20 protein-coding genes are annotated in these 20420 nt (G+C 43.2%); 16 read left to right on the top strand and 4 right to left on the bottom strand.

Annotated features, from left to right (window positions below):
• The first annotated feature begins 8 nt into the window (after positions 1-8).
• The 16 genes from BLT41_RS05230 to BLT41_RS05155 all read left to right on the top strand — a co-directional run bounded on the left by BLT41_RS05230 (position 9) and on the right by BLT41_RS05155 (position 14241).
• Positions 9-149 (top strand): CcmD family protein, encoded by a 141-nt coding sequence (locus BLT41_RS05230; protein WP_092159024.1) that lies wholly within the window; start codon positions 9-11, stop codon positions 147-149.
• Positions 139-768, top strand: a complete 630-nt coding sequence (locus tag BLT41_RS05225; protein WP_092159022.1) for a tetratricopeptide repeat protein — start codon at positions 139-141, stop codon at positions 766-768. Before BLT41_RS05230 ends, BLT41_RS05225 begins: the two co-directional genes overlap by 11 nt.
• 446 nt (positions 769-1214) lie before the next feature.
• Positions 1215-2351, top strand: coding sequence for a branched-chain amino acid ABC transporter substrate-binding protein (locus tag BLT41_RS05220; protein WP_092159020.1), 1137 nt, complete (start codon positions 1215-1217; stop codon positions 2349-2351).
• A 92-nt stretch (positions 2352-2443) separates the two neighbouring features.
• Positions 2444-3346 (top strand): branched-chain amino acid ABC transporter permease, encoded by a 903-nt coding sequence (locus BLT41_RS05215; protein WP_092159018.1) that lies wholly within the window; start codon positions 2444-2446, stop codon positions 3344-3346.
• Between the two features lie 80 nt (positions 3347-3426).
• Positions 3427-4650 carry an ABC transporter permease subunit gene (locus tag BLT41_RS05210; protein WP_092159016.1) on the top strand — a complete coding sequence of 408 codons (1224 nt, stop codon included), beginning with the start codon at positions 3427-3429 and terminating at the stop codon, positions 4648-4650.
• The gene (locus BLT41_RS05205) at positions 4643-5443 is read left to right on the top strand and encodes an ABC transporter ATP-binding protein (RefSeq protein ID WP_092159014.1); all 801 of its coding nucleotides are present in this window, start codon (positions 4643-4645) and stop codon (positions 5441-5443) included. Before BLT41_RS05210 ends, BLT41_RS05205 begins: the two co-directional genes overlap by 8 nt.
• Positions 5436-6143, top strand: coding sequence for an ABC transporter ATP-binding protein (locus BLT41_RS05200; RefSeq protein WP_092159012.1), 708 nt, complete (start codon positions 5436-5438; stop codon positions 6141-6143). Before BLT41_RS05205 ends, BLT41_RS05200 begins: the two co-directional genes overlap by 8 nt.
• 274 nt (positions 6144-6417) lie before the next feature.
• Positions 6418-7875 (top strand): IMP dehydrogenase, encoded by a 1458-nt coding sequence (gene guaB, locus BLT41_RS05195; protein WP_092159010.1) that lies wholly within the window; start codon positions 6418-6420, stop codon positions 7873-7875.
• 18 nt (positions 7876-7893) lie between these two features.
• Entirely contained in the window at positions 7894-9441 is a 1548-nt protein-coding gene (gene guaA, locus BLT41_RS05190) for a glutamine-hydrolyzing GMP synthase (protein WP_092159008.1), read from the top strand.
• 157 nt (positions 9442-9598) lie between these two features.
• A complete protein-coding gene (gene tatB / locus BLT41_RS05185; protein ID WP_092159006.1) occupies positions 9599-9955 on the top strand; it encodes a Sec-independent protein translocase protein TatB in 357 nt (118 codons plus the stop codon).
• Entirely contained in the window at positions 9952-11109 is a 1158-nt protein-coding gene (gene tatC / locus BLT41_RS05180) for a twin-arginine translocase subunit TatC (protein WP_092159004.1), read from the top strand. Before tatB ends, tatC begins: the two co-directional genes overlap by 4 nt.
• A 39-nt stretch (positions 11110-11148) precedes the next feature.
• Positions 11149-11736, top strand: coding sequence for an imidazoleglycerol-phosphate dehydratase HisB (hisB, locus tag BLT41_RS05175; protein ID WP_092159002.1), 588 nt, complete (start codon positions 11149-11151; stop codon positions 11734-11736).
• On the top strand, positions 11736-12392 hold the full coding sequence (locus tag BLT41_RS05170; RefSeq protein ID WP_092159000.1) for a hypothetical protein: 657 nt from the start codon (positions 11736-11738) through the stop codon (positions 12390-12392). The genes hisB and BLT41_RS05170 overlap by 1 nt, the downstream gene beginning before the upstream one ends.
• Positions 12389-13117, top strand: coding sequence for a 1-(5-phosphoribosyl)-5-[(5-phosphoribosylamino)methylideneamino]imidazole-4-carboxamide isomerase (gene hisA, locus BLT41_RS05165; RefSeq protein ID WP_092158998.1), 729 nt, complete (start codon positions 12389-12391; stop codon positions 13115-13117). The genes BLT41_RS05170 and hisA overlap by 4 nt, the downstream gene beginning before the upstream one ends.
• A gap of 9 nt (positions 13118-13126) precedes the next feature.
• On the top strand, positions 13127-13333 hold the full coding sequence (locus BLT41_RS05160; RefSeq protein ID WP_092158996.1) for a heavy-metal-associated domain-containing protein: 207 nt from the start codon (positions 13127-13129) through the stop codon (positions 13331-13333).
• A gap of 431 nt (positions 13334-13764) precedes the next feature.
• A complete protein-coding gene (locus tag BLT41_RS05155) occupies positions 13765-14241 on the top strand; it encodes a NifB/NifX family molybdenum-iron cluster-binding protein (protein ID WP_092158994.1) in 477 nt (158 codons plus the stop codon).
• A gap of 71 nt (positions 14242-14312) precedes the next feature.
• Here the strand turns inward: BLT41_RS05155 and gatA are convergent, their stop codons facing one another.
• The 4 genes from gatA to dnaK form a co-directional block, all read right to left on the bottom strand.
• Positions 14313-15779, bottom strand: a complete 1467-nt coding sequence (gatA, locus tag BLT41_RS05150) for an Asp-tRNA(Asn)/Glu-tRNA(Gln) amidotransferase subunit GatA (protein WP_092158992.1) — start codon at positions 15777-15779, stop codon at positions 14313-14315.
• Between the two features lie 68 nt (positions 15780-15847).
• Entirely contained in the window at positions 15848-16132 is a 285-nt protein-coding gene (gene gatC / locus BLT41_RS05145; protein WP_170830346.1) for an Asp-tRNA(Asn)/Glu-tRNA(Gln) amidotransferase subunit GatC, read from the bottom strand.
• Positions 16133-16194: 62 nt separating this feature from the next.
• Complete coding sequence (locus tag BLT41_RS05140) at positions 16195-18243, bottom strand: penicillin-binding protein activator (RefSeq protein ID WP_244512198.1); 2049 nt, start codon at positions 18241-18243, stop codon at positions 16195-16197.
• 213 nt (positions 18244-18456) lie between these two features.
• On the bottom strand, positions 18457-20367 hold the full coding sequence (dnaK, locus tag BLT41_RS05135) for a molecular chaperone DnaK (protein ID WP_092158988.1): 1911 nt from the start codon (positions 20365-20367) through the stop codon (positions 18457-18459).
• Positions 20368-20420: the final 53 nt, after the last annotated feature.

Raw genomic sequence — 20420 nt, 5'->3', positions numbered from 1 at the left:
AATTATATATGACTAACGAAACATACTTGCTTATTGGAAATATTGCTGTCTGGGCGGGAATAGCCGGATATCTGGCTTTTATTGCAGCCAAAGGTGTAGCCATGGAACGGCGCATCACACAGATGGAGATGCTAGATAATGACAAGTAAAAAACAAACAAATCCTGTCGGCAGAAGTTTTGCTCTTGGCGGCGGACAAAAATTTGTCGTAATTCTGCTTGGAGTTGCCTTACTTGTAATTTTTGTATCATCACTGACATACCGCATGAATCATCCCGGTAATAAGGTGGAATTCCAGCAACAGAAGGAATCATCCAGTTCGGGCATGAGTCAGGAAGCCATGGGTGAGAGTATGAAGGAAATTCGTAAGCTGATGGACCTCATGCGTGATAATCCAGAGGATATGAAAGTTCAGCTTGAACTTGCAAATGCTTTCATGATGATTCGTGCTTATGACCGGGCACAGACCTTTTTTGAAAAGGTTGTTGAGAACGAGCCTGCTAATATAAATGCTTTGATGGGGCTTGGAATGTGTTACTATCAAGCTGAGAAGTTTGATAAGGCTGCCGAGGCGTTTGATAAAATACTGTTAGTTGATCCTGATGATTCCATGGCCCATTTTAATACGGGAATTATTAAGAAATATTATCTGCATGCGCATGAAGAAGCTGAAGAGCATTTTAAGAAGATCATCGCAAATCCTAAATCATCTGACGACATGAGATCTCATGCCGAAGAAGAGCTAAAGAAAGAGGCTCACGAAGATTAGTAATACTAAGGGAATTCGCTTTTGAAGCGGATTCCCTTTTTTCTTTGACGGTTTTTGGGTTGTTGCGTCGTGAGTGGCTACCTACATAGGATTGACCGTATTTTATGTTTTTTTTGGACTTTTGACAGGTTATTTTGTTTTTATTTAATGATTCTGCTTTACTTTGTTCGTTTTAGGGTTCCTGATATTGACAAACATGCTTAATGTTAGCTAATTTATCACTTCGAGATTTGGTGTTTATCTAAAAGAAAGACGGATTTCCATCTTGCCGGAAGGGATCTCCGTTTTTGATAATAGTTTCCAGGTTTTGAAAATTTAGGGTCGCCCAGCCTTACTGGGTTATGGTATGGGTGTTCGTGTTTTATTTTATACTGTTTAAGATTTAATGATCACGAATTTGGTAATCCGGGCGATAAGCCCTTAAAATTTGCAGTCAAGGAGTGTCTATGAAACGTTCATTGCTGGCTCTGTCGTGTGTTCTGATGTTGACCGTCGGTTTCGTCGTATTCGGCGGAGAAAAAAATGCAGAAGCTTCTGCTAAAACTATCCTTCTCGGAGTTGCCGGGGCTCACAGTGGTGACCTTGCTTCTTACGGTCTACCTTCACTTGAAGCTGCAAAGCTCGTTGTTAAGGCTGTTAATGATGCGGGCGGTATAAACGGTGTTCAGGTTGTTATTTCCAGTCAGGATGATCAGTGTAAGCCTGAATTTGCAACGAATGCTGCATTTAAGCTCGTTTCTGATGAAGTAACAGTTGTTCTCGGTCACATTTGCTCAGGAGCTACCAAGGCTGCTCTTCCTATCTATAAAGAGTCCAATCTCGTTTGTATGTCTCCTTCCGCAACCACTCCTACTCTGACTCAGAGCGGAGACTATCCTAACTTTTTCAGAACAATAGCTTCTGATGATGCTCAGGCAGCTCTTGCTACAGATTTCGCTATTGATACACTCGGACTTAAGAAAATTGCTGTAATCCATGACAAGGGTGACTACGGTAAAGGTTTTGCTGATTTCGCTAAGAAATACATCGAAGAATCCAGTAAAGCAGACGTTGTCCTTTTCGAAGGCGTAACTCCCGGAGCTGTTGATTATTCTGCAGTAGTTCAGAAAATTAAAGCTTCCGGCGCAGATAGCGTTATCTTTGGTGGATACCACCCTGAAGCTTCTAAAATCGTATCTCAGATCCGCAAAAAGAAAATCACCATTCCTTTCATTTCAGATGACGGAGTTAAAGCTCAGAAGTTCATCAACGTTGCCGGAAAAGCTTCCGAAGGCGTATATGCAACCGGTCCTCGTGATATCACTGGAAACCCAATGTATAAGGTCGCTCTTGACCAGTACAAGGCAACTCATGATGGCGACCCCGGTGCATTCTTCTTTGAAGCATATTCTGCAACACAGGCTTTGCTTAAAGCTATCGAAAGAGCCGGTTCTACAGACTATGAAAAGATCGTATACGCACTCCGCAACGAAGAAGTTGAGACTCCAGTAGGAAAGATCAAATTCGATTCAAAGGGTGATGCTCTCGGTGTCGGCTTCTCAATGTATCAAGTCAAAGACGGTGCATATCAGGAAGTTAAATAGCTCCAACCTGTGTAACTGATTCTAAATAAAAAATCGGTAAGGGGGGCAGGCTTAAAGTCTGTTCCCCTGATCGTGATTCAGCAGGAACTTAAATGGATTATTTTCTGGAATTATTTTTCAGCGGCCTGACTCGGGGAAGTATCTATGCGCTTATCGCTCTTGGTTATACCATGGTTTACGGTATCATCGAGTTGATTAACTTTGCTCATGGTGAAGTTTATATGATTGGTGCTTTTGTCGGACTTACAGTTGCCGGAGTGCTTACCAGCTTTGGATTTCCCGCTACATCAATTATGGTTATGGCATCTATGGCTGCCGTCGTTTATGCCGCTGCTTACGGTTATACTCTTGAAAAGATTGCCTATCGTCCTCTAAGGAGTGCACCGAGGCTTTCTCCTCTTATTTCCGCAATCGGTATGTCTATTTTTCTTCAGAACTATGTGATGCTTTCACAGACTTCTGATTTTCTTTCATTTCCTACACTTACACCTGAGTTCGATTTCCTTGAGAAGTATTCTTCTACGATCGGTTCATCTGACTTTCTTATAATTACGGTTGCAGCTTTCGTAATGATTGTTCTCAGCCTGTTTATTAAGTTTACCAGAATGGGCAAAGCCATGCGCGCCACGGCTCAAAACCGTAAAATGGCTATGCTTGTCGGAATCAATGTTGATCAGGTCATATCTGCTACTTTTATTATCGGTTCATCTTTGGCTGCAGTCGGGGGAGTTTTAATTGCCTCGCATATCGGGCAGATTAACTTTTTTATCGGTTTCATCGCAGGGATTAAAGCCTTCACCGCCGCAGTTCTTGGCGGTATCGGTTCCATTCCGGGAGCAGTTCTTGGCGGACTGATTCTTGGTTGGACTGAAAGTTTCTGCACCGGATATGTCTCCAGTGATTATGAAGATGTATTCGCTTTCGCGTTGCTGGTAATTATTCTGATTTTCCGACCTTCTGGTTTACTTGGTAAAGCTCCAGTTCAGAAGGTTTAATCGGCATAGATGTCCCTTTGATTCAGACCGCGTTAACGGCGTTCTGCCGATCTAATAGATAAAAACGGATTGTTTGCAATATGGAAGGCTTTAAAAAATCTTTATTGGTCTCATTGTGGTTCATGTTCTTAGTCCTGCCTATTATGGGGGTCTTCGTGGACTCAGTTGAGAATGTTGTTATATGGCGATTGGAAAGAGTTCTATACGTTGGTATATGTACCTTTTTCCTTTCTTACGTCTGGCGTTTCATGATCCGTAAAAAAGAAGCCGGCAACAAAGTTGATGAGGAATCCGGCGAAGAGCAGATTTCTACGTATAGTAAAATTCTGTCTAGTCCGTCATTTTATTATCCATTGCTTGCCGGAATTTTGATTTTTGCAATTATCTTCCCGCAACTTTTTTCGATGTATCAGGTCAATATCATGATCTCGGCGCTCATTTATGTGGTGCTTGGACTTGGGCTTAACATTGTTGTCGGGTTGGCAGGGCTTCTTGATCTCGGCTACGTAGCTTTTTATGCGGTAGGTGCTTATTCCTACGCGCTTATGAATTTATATTGGGGAGTTAATTTTTGGGTTGCGTTGCCTGTCGGCGCATTGCTTGGAGCCCTTTGCGGAATTCTACTCGGTTTTCCCGTGTTGCGCCTCCGGGGTGATTATCTTGCGATTGTTACACTCGGATTCGGTGAAATTATCCGGCTTGTGCTGGAAAACTGGGGTGATTTTACTCACGGACCCAGCGGGATTGCAAATATTCCCAGACCTGACTTTTTCGGCTTGTTCACAGGTCTCTCAAATTCGATACACTTCATGTATTATCTGATGATTGTATTGGTTATTTTCACAATTTTTGTTGTGAACAGACTTAAAAATTCCCGCATAGGCCGTGCGTGGCAGGCTCTTCGTGAAGATGAGATTGCATGTCAGGCCATGGGGATTGATAAAGTTAAAACTAAGCTGATGGCATTTTCTCTGGGAGCCACATGGGCAGGTCTGGTCGGTGTTGTTTTTGCTGCAAAAACTTCATTCATCAATCCGGCCAGTTTTACATTCCTTGAGTCAGCAATCATTTTATCAATAGTTGTTCTCGGTGGTATGGGGTCAATTCTCGGGGTTATCCTCGGTGCCTTGGTGCTCATACTTCTTCCTGAATATCTCAGAGCCTTTTCCGAATATCGTATGCTTATTTTCGGAGCCACGATGGTGTTGGTGATGGTATTTAGACCGCAGGGACTTATTAGAGATGTACGACAGAAAATTGATATTAATGCCATCAAGAAAGCTTTAGGTGAAGCCAATGAGTAATGAAAAAAGAACAGTGCTTGAGGTTAAGGGAGTCTGTAAAGACTTCGGCGGCTTAAGAGCTCTTGATGATGTCGATCTTGATGTGCGCGAAGGGGAGATTGTTGCTCTTATCGGTCCTAACGGAGCTGGAAAAACTACCTTTTTCAACTGTATTACCGGAATTTATAATCCTACTTTAGGCGATGTGAAGATTGATCCCAGCGGTAAAGGATTCAAGAGAATCAACGGGATGAAACCTAACCATGTCACTGAAATGGGGATGGCTAGAACTTTCCAGAATATCCGTCTTTTTCCATCAATGAGCGTCATCGAAAATGTAATGATAGGGTGCCATTGCCGTACAAAAGCAAGCTTTATCGGAGCTGTTTTTCGCGGTCCGGGTACTAAAAGGGAAGAACGTGAAACCATCATCAAGAGTTACGAACTGCTTAAAGAATTAGGTCTTGATGAATTTTCAGACGAACTTGCCTGTAACCTGCCATACGGAGCTCAGCGCCGTCTCGAAATCGCAAGAGCTTTGGCAACCGATCCTTTCTTATTGCTTCTCGATGAGCCTGCTGCCGGTATGAATCCGCAGGAGACTCTTGAGCTTGAAGATCTGATTGTTTCAATTAAAGAGAAACATAACATATCAGTTCTCCTGATTGAGCACGATATGAAAATGGTTATGAGTCTTTCAGACCGTTTATTCGTTTTAGAGTACGGCCGGGAAATTGCTCACGGAACTCCTCAGGAGGTCAGCCAGAATCCCGCTGTAATCAAGGCTTATCTCGGAGAAGATTTAGATGCTTAAATTAAAAAATATTAATACCTACTACGGTAATATTCAGGCCCTGAGAAATATTAATATCGAGGTCGCAAAAGGTGAAATAATCACCTTGATCGGAGCTAACGGCGCCGGTAAGACCACAACTCTTATGACTATTAGTGGAGTTGTTCCACCGCGTACGGGTGAAGTTTTATATGAAGGTCAGCCCATTCATAAAAAGAGTCCCGATAAAATTGTTAAAATGGGCATATCTCAGGTTCCCGAAGGGCGGCTCATCTTTCCAGATCTCACTATTACCGAAAATCTGGATATGGGTGCTTTTTTAAGGGATGACAAAGCCGGAATAAAAGAAGATATGGAACATGCGTTTAAGTTGTTTCCTATTCTTTATGAACGAAGAAAACAGCTCGGAGGAAATCTTTCGGGTGGTGAACAACAAATGTTGGCAATTTCTCGAGCGTTAATGGCCAGACCGAAGCTTCTTCTTTTAGATGAACCTTCACTTGGACTGGCCCCGTTAATTATTCGGCAAATTTTCGAAATAGTTAAAAAAATTAATAAAGAAAGTGGAACAACCGTTTTTCTTGTTGAGCAGAATGCGAACCTCGCTTTAAAGACAGCCCATCGAGGTTATGTCATGGAAAACGGGGAGATAATACTCTCCGACACCAGTGAAAAACTACTGGCGAACGAGGATGTTAAAAAAGCATACTTAGGACTTTAGAGTTGACAAAAATTGGCCCCGCAGATACGCGGGGCCAACTACTTTGAATTACTTTTTAGATTCGGTTGAATCCGGGACGAAAAAGTATATAATAAGAAATGATTTTTTTTTAATAAATTCCGGCTGGTCGTATCGTCCAGTCATAAACAATTTGCTACTTACAGTACCCCTGTTGTATTATCTGTAAAAGGATGGGCGGGGTTTGAGAGGAATCATAGTGTAATGATTTCTCTTTTCTTTTAGCTAGTAGTCCAAAATTATATGAGAGGAAAAGATGGAAAAGGTAGTTGGTCAGTCTTTGACTTTTGACGATGTTCTGCTTTTGCCTGCCTATTCGGAAGTGCTTCCCGATAAGGTGAACGTGTCCGCCAAACTGACAGAAGAGATTACTCTTGGAATACCTCTTATCAGTGCCGCAATGGATACCGTTACTGAATCTCAAATGGCTATTTCCATGGCTCGCCATGGTGGTGTCGGCGTTGTGCACAAGAATATGAGTGTCAGGGATCAGGTTCGCGAAGTTGAGAGAGTAAAAAAATCAGAAAGCGGCATGGTCACAGACCCTATCACTGTTCACCCTGAAGATACTGTCGGCAAGGCTCTTGATTTGATGGCTGAATTTAAAATTTCAGGCTTTCCGGTAGTAAAAGGTGAACACCTTGCAGGAATCATCACCAATCGTGATGTTCGCTTTGTAAAGGACAGAAATACTCTTGTTTCTGAAGTAATGACCAGTCGTAACCTCATTACTGTTCCACACGGAATAGCTTTCGAAGAAGCTAAAAGACTTCTCCATCAGAATCGTATTGAAAAACTTTTAGTTGTTGATGACGAGAATAAACTTACCGGTCTTATCACCATTAAAGATATCGACAAAGTCAAACAATATCCGAATGCTGCAAAAGACTCACGTGGCAGACTTCGCGTAGGAGCTGCAATCGGAGTCGGTCGCGACTTTATGGAACGCAGTTCTGCACTTGTTGATGCCGGTGTTGATTTTCTTGCTCTTGATTCAGCGCATGGTCATTCTAAAAATATTCTGGACAGCATAAAAGAACTTCGTTCCTGCTTCCCGGATGCGCAGATTATCGGTGGTAATATTGCTACTTATACAGGTGCAATGGCACTTGCTGATGCTGGCGTAAATGCTGTTAAGGTTGGAATCGGACCTGGTTCTATTTGTACAACACGTGTTGTTGCAGGTGTCGGCGTACCGCAGATCTCTGCAATTATGGAAGCTGTCAGAGCTTGCCATGATCGTGGTGTATGTGTCATCGCAGACGGAGGCATTAAGTTCTCCGGTGATGTTGTAAAGGCTCTTGTTGCCGGTGCAAATACCGTTATGATGGGATCAATGTTTGCCGGAACTGATGAAAGCCCCGGTGAAAAGGTTCTTTATCAAGGACGTAGCTATAAACTATATCGCGGAATGGGATCAATTGATGCTATGAAGCAGGGTAGTTCTGACCGCTATTTCCAGAAAGATACAAATAAACTTGTTCCTGAAGGTATTGTCGGACGCGTTCCTTATAAAGGGCCTGTTTCTGAAAGTATCTACCAGATGATCGGTGGTTTGCGTTCCGGTATGGGATATGTCGGTTGCGGCTCCGTTCAGGAATTACAGGAGAAGGCTCAGTTTACTCAGATGACTTCTGCCGGATTCAAAGAGAGCCACGTTCACGATGTAATTATCACCAAAGAAGCACCTAATTATAGGGTTGATGCTTACTAATTTAAGTCAGGAGTCGTTATGAAGCACGAAAATAAAGTAATTATTCTGGACTTCGGGTCCCAGTTTACGCAGCTCATCGCTCGCAGAATACGCGAGGTGGGTGTATATTCCGAAATTCATCCTTGTAATGTTGATCCCGAAAAGATTAAAGCTCTGAATCCCGGAGCATTGATTCTTTCCGGTGGTCCTTCATCCGTACTTGATGTGGATTCTCCTCAGCTTGATCCGGCTTACCTTGAAATGAACGTACCTATTCTCGGTATCTGTTACGGTATGCAGCTTTTGACCCATAGCATGGGCGGAAAAGTTGTATCCTCTGAAGATAGAGAATATGGTCGCGCTGATTTTTGTGGAACCGGCGGATGTGAGTTATGGCAGGGTATTGAAAGTCTTGATAAACTGACTGTCTGGATGAGCCACGGTGACCGTGTTGAATCCATTCCTGAAGGTTTCAAAATATGCGGATCTACTGAAAGCATTCCTTTTGCAGCTATGGCTGATGAGGAACGCAAGATTTATGCATTACAGTTCCATCCTGAAGTTGCTCATACTGAAAGTGGAAATACTATTATTTCCAACTTTGTATTTAAAATTGCTGGACTTAAGGCCGACTGGTCTATGGCTTCTTTTGTTGAAAACAGCATTAAAGAAATGCGTGAAAAGATTGGAGACGCTCAGGTTGTTCTCGGTCTTTCAGGCGGCATAGATTCAACAGTTGTTGCAGTTCTGCTTCATAAAGCAATCGGTAAAAGGTTGCATTGTATCTTCGTCGACAACGGTTTACTTCGTATGCACGAGCGTGAAGAAGTTATCGGTTTTCTGGAAGAGCATTTCGAGTTGAACGTTAAATGCGTTGATTCTGCAAGATTGTTCCTTGATAAGCTTGTAGGTGTTGAAGATCCTGAAAAGAAACGCAAACTTATCGGTTATACTTTTATTGATGTTTTCAATGAAGAAGCGCAGGCTCTTAAAAATGTAAAATTCCTTGCTCAGGGAACTTTGTATCCTGATGTTATTGAATCTGAATCATTTAAAGGCCCTTCAGCTGTAATCAAGTCTCATCACAATGTTGGCGGACTTCCTGAAGATATGGATCTTGATCTTGTTGAGCCGCTTCGTGAGCTTTTCAAAGATGAAGTTCGTAAGGTTGCTTCTGAGCTTGGACTTCCAGAACACATCATCTGGCGTCAGCCTTTCCCCGGACCGGGGCTTGCAATCCGTATCCTCGGTGAAATCACTGATGAAAGGCTTGAAATTCTGCGTCAGGCAGACCGGATTGTTCAGCATGAGCTTCATGCTACCGGCTGGTATCGTAAGATCTGGCAGGGATTTGCTGTTCTGCTTCCGCTCAAGACCGTTGGTGTTATGGGCGATGACCGTACTTATGAGCACGTCATTGCTCTAAGACTTGTCGATAGTCTTGATGCGATGACCGCAGACTGGAGCCGTCTCCCTAATGATATTCTTGCCCGTATGTCCAACCGGATTATTAACGAGGTTAAGGGTGTTAACAGAGTTGTTCTTGATATCTCTTCCAAGCCACCGGCCACAATTGAGTGGGAGTAAATTTACTTCTGCTTAAGACGTAGAAAAAGTTTTAGAAATCAGGTACAAGATCTCAACAATTCATGAAAAAGCCTATACAGGATTCCTATTTTTGAATCCTGTATAGGCTTACAGCGTATACATGGTTTTTTTTGCCACAACGAATTAAGGAAATAATATGTTCGGAATCGGTACAACGGAACTTATTGTCATTTTGGTTGTAGCTCTGATTATAATCGGACCTCAAAAACTTCCCGAACTCATTAAAAATCTTGGCAGAGGTCTTTCTGAAGTTAAGAAAATGTCTAATGACGTTAAAAATACTTTAGACGCAGAGGTTTCTGCTGCGGATAATGAAAGACAAGCTAAAGACGACCGCGCGAAAGAAGAAGCCCGTAGAAAGGCTGAAGTTGAAGCTATGGATAAGGCCCGTCAGGCTGAAGCTGATAAGGTTGAAGCCGAGAAAGCTGAAGACAAATCTGCTCCTGTGGCAGAAGCTGCTGCCGGTTCTGATTCTGAAGGTGGAAAGGCATGAGCGGGACTGACAAAGACTCTCGTGAAGTAGGACAGGAAGAGCAGGAAGATTCGGAAAAACTCGATTCTTCCGGCGATAAGTCCGAATCAGAAAGCGAAGGCTCAACTTCCGCTGAAAATACTGGTGATGAAGATGATTCAACTGAGAGTGTAGATTCTGAGACAGGTGATCTGTCTGATGATGAAGATGCTCAGGATGAAGGCGATGAAGAACCGGCTATGACTTTTCTCCAGCATATGGACGAATTGCGTAGACGGTTTATTCGTATTTTTATTGCTTGCGGGGTCGGTTTTTTTGCTTGTTATGCCTTTGCGAAGCCTCTTTTTTCATTGCTCATGGCTCCGCTTGTAGCGACTTTACCTGAAAATTCTACTCTTATCTTTACATCTTTGCCTGAAGGCTTTGTCACTTATCTTAAAGTCTCCTTTGTGGCTGGTTTTTTTCTTGTTTCTCCGTATATTTTTTCTCAGGTCTGGGGATTTATTGCTCCCGGACTTTATAAGCATGAACGTAAGTGGATGATTCCACTGGCGTTTCTCTCTGCCTTTTTCTTTGTCGGAGGAGCCTTATTCGGCTACTACATAGTATTCCCCTTCGGTTGTGAATTTTTTATGGGTTTTGCGGATGAATTTATCCGGCCCATGCCTACGCTTCGTGAGTATTTATCATTCTCTTTGAAGCTCTTATTTGCCTTCGGTGTAATTTTTGAAATGCCGCTGTTTATCTTCTTTTTGGCACGCCTCGGAGTTGTGACTCACACTTGGCTGCGTGCAAAACGTAAATATGCAATTCTGGTCTGTTTTATCTGTTCTGCTGTTTTGACTCCTCCGGATGTCATTACTCAGACTTTGATGGCTGGGCCGCTAGTTATTTTGTATGAAATTGGTATTTGGATTTCATATTTCTTCGGTAAAAGAGGCGGACGCATAGAAGAGAAGGCTAAAGCAAAAGCCGCTGCAGAAGCTGAAAATAATGATGATGATCCTGATGATTCCGGCCCGGATGGTGGCGGAGCAGCAAGCGAAGAATCAGATGACTCTGATTCTGATTTGTCTGAAAAGAGTGCAGAAGAATCTGCTGATACTAAAGAAAAAGATAAGAAAGACAGTAAAAAAAATAATTCTGATTACGACGAAGATATGATTGAAATGTAACGGCAGCCGTTTCGGTTGCCATGCTCAAGAGAGGTTGGTTTGTCTAATAGATCTGCATCGATTGCCCGAACTACGAAAGAAACGGATATTGCCCTTTCTGTGAATATTGACGGTGAAGGCCGTACTGATATTTCTACCGGAGTGGGATTTGCCGATCATATGCTTACCCTCATGACTTTTTGGGCGGGTTTCGATCTTGAATTGAAGTGTAAGGGTGATCTTGAGATTGACACCCACCATACCCTTGAAGATATCGCGCTTGTTTTAGGGCAGGCATTATCTGAAGCCATGGGTGATAAAAAGGGCATAAATCGGATCGGATTTGCTAAGGTTCCAATGGATGAGGCTTTGGTGGAAGTTGTTATTGACCTTTCCGGTAGGGCCTATCTGGTATATAATGATGACATTCTTCCGGCTATTATTGCCGGAGATGAACGTGATGTATGGCGGGAATTTTTCAAATCATTGGCATTTAAAGCCGGAATGAATTTGCATATTAAGTTTGAATATGGACGCAATGGGCATCATCTTTTAGAAGGTGCTTTCAAGGCTCTTGGGTTGGCATTCAAACAAGCTCTGTCTGTAGAACGGAAAGGGTTACCAAGCACAAAAGGGAGTCTTGATTAATGAAACGATTTATCCCCATTTTTTTGGTTTGCTTTTTAATTCTGCCAGCCCTTATCGGTTGTCAGAGTAAAAGCTCGATCGTTAAGCTTCCTCGTCCGGTTGGAACAGTTGCTGTTGCCGGTTTTACGAATCCTGTATTTAATTGGGAACTCTTGGCAGGATATCTGCCGCAAGAAGGGAACCCTATCGATAAAAAAGTATTAGAGCAGCTTGATACCAAATTGGTTGAAATTCTTGGAAAGCATGGCGTTACCGGGTATGCGCGTCCAGCGATAACCCGTCAGTGTCAGGAAATCGAAGTTTTCGAAAATATGGGTACAAGACGCGAAGCCGCTTTCACTTATTGGGTGAAAGTTGGTGAGTGTATGACTTCTGATTATATTCTTGTTCCTCAGATTTTGTTTTGGCAGGATCTGCGCGGAATGAAACAGGCTGATTTAAATATTCAGCCCGCATCTGTGGTTATTGATCTTTTCCTCATCGATGTTAACAACAAGCGCATTGTCAGAAGGTTTCACTTCGACGAAACTCAGCAACCGCTCATGGAAAATATGTTGCAAGCCGGCAAATTTTTTGAAAGAGGCGGTAAATGGGTAACAGGTCTTGAACTTGCTGACGAAGCTCTTCAGAATGGACTTATGGAGCTCGGTTTATGATTATTTTTCCCGCTGTTGATATTAAAGACGGACAGTGCGTACGTCTTGCACAGGGACAGGCTGATGCTGTAACTGTATTTGGTAAAGACCCTGTAGCTCAGGCAGTTTACTGGGAGAATCAGGGCGCTCGCTATCTTCATGTTATTGATCTTGATGGTGCATTCAGCGGTGTTCCAAAGAATTTTGATCTTATTAAACAGATTTGCTCTCAGTTAAGTATTCCTGTTCAGCTTGGCGGCGGAATCAGAGATATTGAAACTGCTGCTAAATATATTGAAGCCGGAGTTAAACGATTAATTATCGGAACAATGGCTCTTGAAAATGAAAAAATGTTTGCAGAACTTTGCGCTCGTTTTCCCGGACAGATCGGAGTTTCTCTTGACGCTGTAGACGGTAAGCTCAAGTCACGCGGCTGGGTCGAGGATGCAGGAATATCCATTTATGATATTATTCCTCGTATGGAAGCTGACGGTGCTGCGTTTATTATTTACACAGATATCAGCAGAGACGGTATGGAAACCGGTGTTAACACCAGCGGCCTTGCTGAGCTTTGTTCCAAGACTAAACTTCCTGTAATTGCAGCCGGCGGTGTTGCAACACTCGAAGATATTGAGAATTTATATCCGCTTGTTGCTAATGGGCTTGAAGGCGCGATTTCAGGTAAAGCCATCTATACTGGCTCTCTGAATTTGACTGAAGCTATCGAGTGGCTGGATAATAATTAAGGAGAAGCTATGAAAACTGTTGAAATCAAAGGAATGAGTTGTCCGCATTGTGTTGCTTCGGTCACTAAGGCTTTAAGCTCTGTAGAAGGTCTTAAAAATATCAGTGTCAGTCTTGAAAAAGCAGAAGCTTCATATGAAGAAGTCACACCTGTTGATGAAGCTAAAATCAAGGAAGTAATTTCCAAGATCGGCTTTGAACCCGGCGCAGTTAAATAGTTCCGTTTAATATAGTTATTTTGAAAAAAGTCCCACATTCTATTAGAATGCGGGACTTTTTTTGTATATTATTTGTCCCGTCCTAAAAAACGTTGATCCTAAAAAGACCTATTTATGAAGGCTAAATAAAATCAAAAGATAAAACACACTCAGCGTGATTACACACAAGCAAGCTCAAAATTTATATGGTATTCAAGGTCGAATTACAGTTCTTATCTGGCTCTGAAATTATGCAGTGATGTTATTATTTTTTTTGAGTTTGCAAATAAACAGTTATTGATTAAAATATTCTTTAGAATTTGTTGTTTTTAATTGTGGATCATTGTTTGTTGATAACAATGTATCTTTTTTTATAGGTGCCATTTGGTTTGGTTAATTTATTATGCAATTATTTATAGTTATTGTTGTAAAATTATCAGAAGGAGTAAGTCATGCTTATCGCTATCAGTACAAACGGTTCTGATCTTGACAGTCCGCTTGAACCTCGTTTTGGAAGAGCTACGGGATTTATTGTTTACGATACAGATTCGGAAAATCATAGTTTTGTGGACAACAGTGCAAATAGTACCTTGCCTCAAGGGGCGGGTATTCAGACTGCTGAATTGTTAGCCGGAAAAGGTGTGAATGTGGTTATTTCCGGCACTGTTGGACCCAAGGCGACTCAGGCATTGAATCGTGGAGGAATTCAAACTATGGCAGTGTCCGGAGGCACTGTTCGTGATGTTTTGGAAAAATATAAAATTGATCAGTCTGGTGGTGTTTCACCGGAGTCGGTCAGTACGGATAAACAACCTGTCGGTTCTCAGCAACAGAAAACCGGATGCCGGCGAATGGGCGGAACAGGCATGGGGCGCGGCCAAGGCGGCGGTGGCAGGGGAGGCGGTCAAGGCGGTCAAGGCCGCAGGTAATTGAGGGAAGTTAAGTTTTTTAATGTGGATTTTAAAGCCCTGCATAGAGTCTATGCAGGGCTTTTTAAATTTTAAATCATCTGCGGTTTTGAAAAATCAGGTAGATTCTTTTCAAGTACATTGGCAGCTTGAAGCATAGTCGTTTCACCAAAAGCGGGAGCCATGAGCTGGAGTCCTACAGGCATATTGGTATCTTTACCAATTCCGACAGGAATACTCATGCCGGGCATTCCGACCAGATTCAGCGAGATGGTGAATATATCCATAAGATACATTTGCAAAGGATCAGCGGTAAGCTCACCGACAGGAAAAGCTGTGGTCGGGCAGGCTGGTCCGGCGATTAGATCACAAGATTCAAATGCCTTTTCAAAATCGTTACGCATGAGTCTGCGTATCTGAGCGGCTTTGCAGTAGTAGGCGTCATAGTAACCTGCGGACAGAACGTAGGTTCCAATGATTATACGACGCTGTACTTCGTCTCCGAATGCTTCTGTGCGGGATTTTGTGTAAAGATCGATAAGTTCATCGGCATCTTTGGTTCTATGCCCGTAGCGAACGCCGTCAAAGCGCGAGAGGTTGGAACTGGCTTCTGCCATTGCAATAATATAGTATGTGGCGATGGCGTATTCTGTCATGTTGAGTTTGACAGGTACGGTCTTTGCTCCGAGTTCTTCTGCTTTTTTTATGGCATTTCGACAGGTTTCGGATACTTCTTCTGAAAGTCCTTCACCCCAGTATTCTTCGGGAAGACCTATGGTCAGTCCTGAAAGGTCAGTACGTTCAGCAAGTGCTCCGATATAATCAGGCACTTCACAGTTTACTGATGTAGAGTCTCTTTTATCGTGACCTGCGATGACACTTAGAACTCTTGCGGAATCTTCAACTGTGCGTGTCATGGGGCCGATCTGGTCAAGTGAAGAGCCGTAAGCGATCATACCATAACGGGAAACTCTTCCGTATGTGGGCTTTACACCTACACAACCGCAAAAGGATGCCGGGAGTCTGATAGAACCGCCTGTGTCGGTACCCAGAGCCGCAAAACACTGTCCTGCGGTAACTGTTGCACCAGAACCACCACTTGATCCGCCGGGGACTCTGCTGAGGTCACAGGGGTTGAGAGTTGTCTGGTAGGCAGAGTTCTCAGTAGTGGAGCCCATGGCAAATTCGTCCATGTTGGCTTTAGCTATAATGATGGCGCCAGCTTCTTTCAGCTTGGTGACCGATGTTGCGTCGTAAAAAGGAACAAAATTTTCAAGAATTTTAGATCCGCAGGTAGTTGTAATATTTTTGGTGGCAAGAACATCTTTAATTACTACGGGCACTCCCCATAGCGGTTTAGATGAATCCGGCCCCTGCTTATCCATTTCTTCTGCCTGTTTCAGAGCCTCTTCCCCATTTTTAGCCAGCAGGGCTTTTATTTGAGGTTCGGTTTTCTCAATTTGCTGTAAACATGCTTTAACGGCATCAACAGCGGTGACTTCACCTGCAATGAGTAGGGAGTGTATTTCTGTGAGTGATTTTTCTATGAGTGAGGACATTATATAACCCGTGCAGTCTTTATGTTTGTGAAAAAATAAAAGGGCAATTGTGCGTATTAATGCGGCCTTTATACTATTCTGGGAACAATAAAGTATTGACCGTCAGAATCAGGTGCATTGGCGAGAATTTCATCTCTGGTGTGCTCTTTGACGACAATATCTTTACGCAGAACAGTCGTGTGCTCAACCGGGCTGAACATAGGTTCGACATTACTTGTGTCAATCTCGTTGAGCTTGTCCATATAGGTCAGAATATTATGCAATTGTCCTGCGAATATTTCAGTTTTTTCTTCTGATAAATCCAGACGAGCCAGACTGGCTACGCGCGCAACTTCCTCAGTACTGAGTTTCATTTCACTCATTGAAGTCTCCTTTAATATATCTCTATTGGTGGCGGTCAGGGTGAAAAAGCCAGTTATTGAGGCTTAGTTTCTGCACCGTTTTTATCGTTAAGTTTAGCCTGTGTTTCATCCCAGGCTTTAATTCGTCTAGCTCTTCTGTTTTTCGCATTAGCAAGTGTGCTTTTTACGATAGAAGCATCAATTCTGGTTTTTCCATTACGTTCTGGGCGGAACAGGAATAGCTTTTGATTAGCTTTTCCATCAGCGTCCCAGTGAATAGGGGCCAGACTGAAATCTATATGCTGTGCATCAGCAATTCTTTCATTTACAATTTCAGGGGTCCATCCGGGAGAGAACGTTCCGAGTTTGCTTGAGAATTTAATGAAATCATAGCCTAGTGCAACCCAGAAATCAGGGGTGCCCAGTCCTTCGCGATTCATTACTTCTTTTAGACGTACGGCCCCTTCGCTGGCGGACCACCATGCTCCCGGAGCAACGGTCAGCTTAAGGTTATGAGCTTCGACGTCTCTTGCAGAGTTCAGAGCCTGACTCCACAATTCAGGTCCGAGAAAGACCAGTGTGTCTGCTTCGTGAAAGAAAAAATGCGGAATTAAGAGCTGTGCCTGACGCCATGTGTCAGGAATAAATACTGCTCCGAAGTCTGTTTCAGTAAGTGGAGCGTCTTCATCCAGTCCGTCAGCTTCATTTTCAGCTTTTTTTTCAGGAGCTTTGACAAGTTTGCCGACGACTTTACCCCATTTGGGGAAATCGTTGGGAGGATACGATTCCATTCCGGTGATTTTAGCGCCGCGGGATTTTGCCATATTCCAGAAGATCTTAGACATCTGCCGTCCGAATTTCTCCTGAGGGTAGAGAACTGCAAAATCAGTAATTCCAAGATCATTAATTGCTAAGTCGAGAGAAGCGCGGATCTGATCTTCGGGGCTGGAGAAAAATCTCCAAGCCTGTTTTCCTTCTTCGAGATTTCCGGGCTTAGCCAGAAATGAAAAAGTAACTTTTTCCGCATAGGTTTCAGATTGTTCCAGCTCTTTGAAAGCTTTAACATTAATAGGTCCGCCAAGAACAGTGTACCATGGCGGTAAGTTTTGAACCCGTTCAACCCATCCAGCTTCTTCGGTATTGATTACCTGTACATCCACATCGAGTCCGGCTTTGGTCAGTTCCCATTGCGCCGCACCTGCTCCGCGAATTATTTTCCAGCCGTAATCCTGAAAACGCCCGGATATAGGGAGTACTAAAGCTATACCTACGCGTGGAATTCCGTATTTGGCTTCAAGTGTTGAAATTATTTTATTAAATAAATGTTTGTCTACAATTTGACCACGGTGAACAATACCGGACATTGTCCGCCATGCCATTGGCCAGTATTCTTGGGCGGAAGATTGTCTGATCGCTTTTTCAAAAAGAATCAGCTCGTAGGGAAATTTTAAATTATTACCGCCTGAGATGAGTTCAGAATTGTTTTTAAGTTCTTGATCAGATTTTGAACCCAGACTTGCGATGAACCAACTTTCTAGTTCTTTTCGATCATCGTCGTTCGGAGCAATAGAATAAAGTCTTTCCAGAGCGGCTAAAGATTCTTCATTATGATCAAGACTGGAAAGATTTTTACCTGCCTGTGAACGGATGTCCCAAGGGAGAGCACCATTTTCCATAGTTCCGGCAAGGTGTGTTCTAAGCGTCGAAAAATTCTTAATGGCGAAAAGAGAATCAAAGTAGCACTTTTGCCATACTTCAGAGCTTAAAGCCTCGGGCGATTGCTGTTTCCACTGCTCAAGTCTTGCTTTTGCTTCGTGATAGTGGCCCGATTTGTATGAGCTTACAGAAAGTCTTTCGAGAGCCGGCAGAATGATTCTTTTAGGAACATCGGTGCGTTCAAGAAGACGGGTGTAATATAGCTCACTGGCAATATAATCTTTTTTAAACCATGCTTGGTCGGCGGTCTTAATCAACTCATTTGTGGATAGCATTTGAGTAGAAATAGTGGAGCTGATCGGTTGCTTTTGGAGCGACACGCAGCTTGTAGTTGTGCTTAAGATTGCAGCAACCAGAACTAGGGCGAAAATATGAGAGAAAAGCCGGAAGGATTTCTCGTGATTCATTGAGTTTTCCATGCACAGTTTGTGGCCCATGAAAGTCAATACGTCAATGGATTTGGACTTTGCATGGTATGTTTTATAAAAAAATCCGGCCAACTCCATTTAGGAGAAGGCCGGATAAAGCTATACTGAGTGGATTGTCATTGCAAGTACAGGATTCATGAATGTTTTACCGGTTATCGGTTTTAAACAGTCGCCTGACTTAGACAATTCTAATTATTTTACTTCGGTGTAGTCAGCGTCAACAACATCTTCGTCGCTTGAGCCAGCTTTTTCTTCTGCAGCACCGGCAGCTCCTGCTTCACCCTGATCAGCACCAGCCTGATTCTGGTTGGCATAAAGCTGTTCAGCAAGTTTATGAGAAGCCTGTGAAAGTGCTTCAGTAGCCTGCTTAATGGCTTCAACGTCATCGCTGTCTAAAAGCTTTTTAAGTTCTTCAGCTTTAGCTTCGATGTCGATTTTCAGTTCTGCATCCACATTGTCGCCTACTTCACGTAGTGATTTTTCAGTGGTGTAGATCAGAGAGTCAGCCTGATTGCGTGCTTCAATGAGAGTCTGTTTTTTCTTGTCATCTTCAGCGTGAGACTCAGCATCTTTAACCATCTTTTCAATTTCGTCTTCGGAAAGACCGGATGAAGAGGTGATCTGGATGGACTGTTCTTTACCAGTGCCCATGTCTTTCGCAGCAACTTTGACGATACCGTTAGCATCAATGTCAAAGGTTACTTCGATCTGCGGCACACCACGAGAAGCAGCTGGAATTCCGGTCAGTTCAAAACGACCGAGAGTCATGTTGTCACCAGCCATGGGGCGTTCGCCCTGAAGTACATGGATGGAAACAGAAGGCTGATTTTCAGCTGCAGTTGTGAAAACCTGACTTTTGCGGCTCGGGATAGTTGTGTTTCTTTCAATAAGCTGAGTAAAGACTCCGCCCATTGTTTCGATACCCAGAGACAGAGGAGTAACATCAAGCAGGAGGACGTCTTTAACATCACCGGCGAGAATACCACCCTGAATGGATGCACCCATTGCAACAACTTCATCAGGGTTCACGGAGCGGTTAGGCTCTTTGCCGAACAGTTCCTGAACTTTCTGCTGAACCAGAGGCATACGTGTCATACCACCGACGAGGATTACTTCGTCAATGTCAGATGCTTTCAGGCCTGCATCTTTAAGTGCTTTCTGACAAGGAGCTTTGGTACGGTCAACAAGGTCTCCAACCAGTTTTTCCAGCTTAGCGCGGGAAATTTTAACCATAAGGTGCTTAGGACCGTTCTGGTCAGCTGTGATGAAAGGCAGGTTGACTTCAGTTTCTGTGGAAGTGGAAAGTTCTTTCTTGGCTTTTTCGCCAGCTTCTTTAAGACGCTGTAGAGCCATGCGGTCCTGAGAAAGATCAATACCGTTTTCACGTTTGAATTCTTCAACGAGATATTTGATTATGCAGTGGTCAAAGTCTTCACCACCAAGGAAAGTGTCTCCGTTGGTTGCGCGAACTTCAACAACATTGTCGCCGACTTCAAGAATGGAGATATCAAAAGTACCGCCACCGAGGTCGAATACAGCAATTTTTTCGTTTGCTTTTTTATCAAAACCGTAAGCTAAGGAAGCAGCAGTAGGTTCGTTGATAATACGTTTTACTTCGAGACCTGCAATTCGTCCGGCATCTTTTGTTGCCTGACGCTGTGAGTCATTGAAATAAGCAGGAACTGTGATGACAGCTTCAGTTACTTCTTCACCGAGGTAGTTTTCAGCATCTTTTTTGAGCTGCTGAAGGATGATTGCTGAAATTTCAGACGGGCTGTATTTTTTACCCTCGATTTCAACCCAGGCGTCTCCGCCTTTTCCGTCTACGAGTTCGTATGGACAATGTTTTGACCATTCTTTTACTTCAGGTGAATTTACCTGACGGCCCATGAGGCGTTTGATCGCGAAGACAGTTTTTTCAGGGTTGGTTACAGACTGGCGTTTAGCAATCTCACCAACAAGACGGTCTGCGTTAGTAAAAGCTACGATAGAAGGTGTTGTTCGTCCGCCTTCTGGATTTGTTACGCATTTAGGGTCTTTCCCTTCCATTACGTAAACGCAAGAGTTGGTTGTACCTAGGTCGATTCCAATTATTTTACCCATATATTAATTCCTCCTGATAAGAATTCATTTTGTTTGCTTTATCAATTAATGTC

The organism is Maridesulfovibrio ferrireducens (genome assembly GCF_900101105.1).
In the GTDB taxonomy this organism is placed as follows: Bacteria; Desulfobacterota; Desulfovibrionia; order Desulfovibrionales; family Desulfovibrionaceae; genus Maridesulfovibrio; species Maridesulfovibrio ferrireducens.
This window is presented reverse-complemented; position numbering and strand designations above follow the sequence as displayed.